This is a genomic window from Halomonas jincaotanensis, assembly GCF_018448785.1.
GTDB classification, from domain to species: domain Bacteria; phylum Pseudomonadota; class Gammaproteobacteria; order Pseudomonadales; family Halomonadaceae; genus Halomonas; species Halomonas jincaotanensis.
In genome coordinates, this window is sequence record NZ_JAHCLU010000051.1 from 1 (window position 1) to 1,910 (window position 1,910).

At 56.3% G+C, this 1,910-nt stretch carries 2 protein-coding genes and 2 pseudogenes; 3 read left to right on the forward strand and 1 reads right to left on the reverse strand.

What is annotated here, in order from left to right:
• Positions 1 to 218: 218 nt before the first annotated feature.
• Positions 219 to 614 (reverse strand): carboxymuconolactone decarboxylase family protein, encoded by a 396-nt coding sequence (locus KG088_RS19395; RefSeq protein ID WP_213828264.1) that lies wholly within the window; start codon positions 612 to 614, stop codon positions 219 to 221.
• A gap of 89 nt (positions 615 to 703) precedes the next feature.
• Between KG088_RS19395 and KG088_RS20210 the strand changes: the two are divergent.
• The 3 genes and pseudogenes from KG088_RS20210 to KG088_RS19410 all read left to right on the forward strand — a co-directional run.
• Positions 704 to 811, forward strand: a pseudogene (locus KG088_RS20210) (IS110 family transposase); the annotation flags it as partial.
• Between the two features lie 42 nt (positions 812 to 853).
• Positions 854 to 982: a transposase gene (locus tag KG088_RS19405; RefSeq protein ID WP_213828269.1), complete on the forward strand. Its 129-nt coding sequence runs from the start codon at positions 854 to 856 to the stop codon at positions 980 to 982.
• Positions 983 to 1,280: 298 nt separating this feature from the next.
• Positions 1,281 to 1,910: pseudogene (locus tag KG088_RS19410) on the forward strand (transposase); the annotation flags it as partial.

Genomic DNA, 1,910 nt, shown 5'->3' on the forward strand with positions numbered 1-1,910 from the left:
TGGCGGGGCAAGCCCACCAGCGGTTGATCGCCTCTGGCATTGTCGATGCTGTCAGTGCATTGTGTCGCCAAGAGAGTGTATCTGAAGTCAAAATCGACGGCAGCCTAAGGTAATAAAATGACCGGCAAAAAAGGGCTCTTCGTCGTCGGGTGTGGAATTCGTATCTTGCTTTTTTTAAAAAGGGCGCCGTCGGGATAGACCGGCGCCAGTGGGATTAGTCATTCGTTCGCGTCGGCCATCTCATCGAATTCGCTCTTGAATGCCTCGAGATCGTACTGCATTCCGTTCAATACCGTGCTCCAGTGCCGCACTTGGGCGGCTACCGCCACCGCCTCGCGGATCTCGGCTTCACTCGCACCCTGAGCCTGCGCCCGATTGGTATGGGCATAGGAGCAGTACGAGCATGGGATCTGAGCGGCGACCGCGAGGCCGATTAGCTCCCGCGTCTTGGCATCGAGCGCGGCCTGTTCATTTCCGAGAGCGCTGCGAGCCTCAAGCGCCGATTGGAGGGCGTGCTCGGGGTAAGTTTCACTGAAGAATTTCGGTGCCTCCTGGGCGGCAGAAAAGCCGGATATTCCTAGCGTGAGAGCGCTAGCCAAAAGAAATGTCTTCATTTGCGATCTCCTTATCACAAACTGCGGCAAACGCCGCATCTTTAGTATAGTTGGCGCCCTTCCAGACACCCTGAAAAGTTTTGGCTCTTCGTCGTTTGACCGACAATGGCAAAAGCAAGATGGCGGCCTTGGGGGCATCGATGCGGAAGCTGATCCACATCGCCTATGGCGATCTCAAGACCCAAACCGAATATTGATCACAAACCACCTGATGCTGCGTTTGTAGTCGGTTAGGAGAGATGGCATCTGGCGGCGACCCGGGCAACGTCGTCGAGCTGGTCTGCGACATCTGTCAGTCCTTCCTGAGTGGGGTTGCCGAGAACCTGCCCAACGCCGAGGTGACGGACAATTGGTTCCACATCTTGTAGACATTCACCAAGGTGATGGACGAGGTTTGGAACAAGGAACGTCGAGAGAACGAGCATCTCAATGTCTCCAGGGGGGCGGTCTTGAAGCACTTGGATAATGGCAACCTGAAGGCCAAGCTGCTGGCTACCCTGGAACGGCATGCGTAGCAGGTGGTGAGACGCTGGGTTTCGGGACTGCCATCGCACGCCTGGAGGGCATGAACGGTCTGTTCCAGACCGCCCGGTCAAGCACGCGGCTACCGGAACGAGGCTAACTTCATCGCCATGATCGACCTAGTCGGCAGTACCGTGCCCCCCTGCTCGAGCAGGCCTGTTCATGCGTGAGGGGACCATCATTGACGGTCACCATCGTAGCGACCTCCTCTCTACCAAGAACAAGGCCAAGCAACACGATCCGGAGATGTAGCAGACCAAGAAGGGCAACCAGTGGCATTTCGGCATGAAGGCCCATATTGGTGTCGATGCGGTTACCGTGCTGACTCACAGTATCGTTGCCACCTCGGGGCATCTCGGCCACTGTCGCCGAGGTCACCATGGCCTGCCTCCTGGTACGGAATGACGATAATCGGGCATACGGCGATGCCGGCTACACCGACATGTGGAAGTACCTGGAAGCAGAGAAGGCCGATGCGCACTACCAATGCTGTATTGCGGCCAAGCGAGGCACTATCAAGAAAATGGAAGACAGACCCATAAAACTTTGCTGCTGGAGTTCGAAAAGTCCAAGGCAAGTCTCTGTGCCAAGGTCGAGCACCCCTTCATGTCATCAAAAACCTCTTCGGCTACCGAAAGGCACGCTATACAGAGCGGGTCAAGAACCAGGCCCAGTTGTTCAGCCTGTTTCCCCTGGTCTCACTGGTGCTGGCAGGACGGTGCCAAGGACAGGCTCAGTGTGCTTTGAATATGGCTTGGCATCCGTTAACACGGT

Bases quoted from the DNA above. Each gene is read 5' to 3' on its own strand.
- KG088_RS19395 (WP_213828264.1), bottom strand. From the start codon at position 614: ATGAAGACATTTCTTTTGGCTAGCGCTCTCACGCTAGGAATATCCGGC.
- KG088_RS19405 (WP_213828269.1), top strand. From the start codon at position 854: ATGGCATCTGGCGGCGACCCGGGCAACGTCGTCGAGCTGGTCTGCGAC.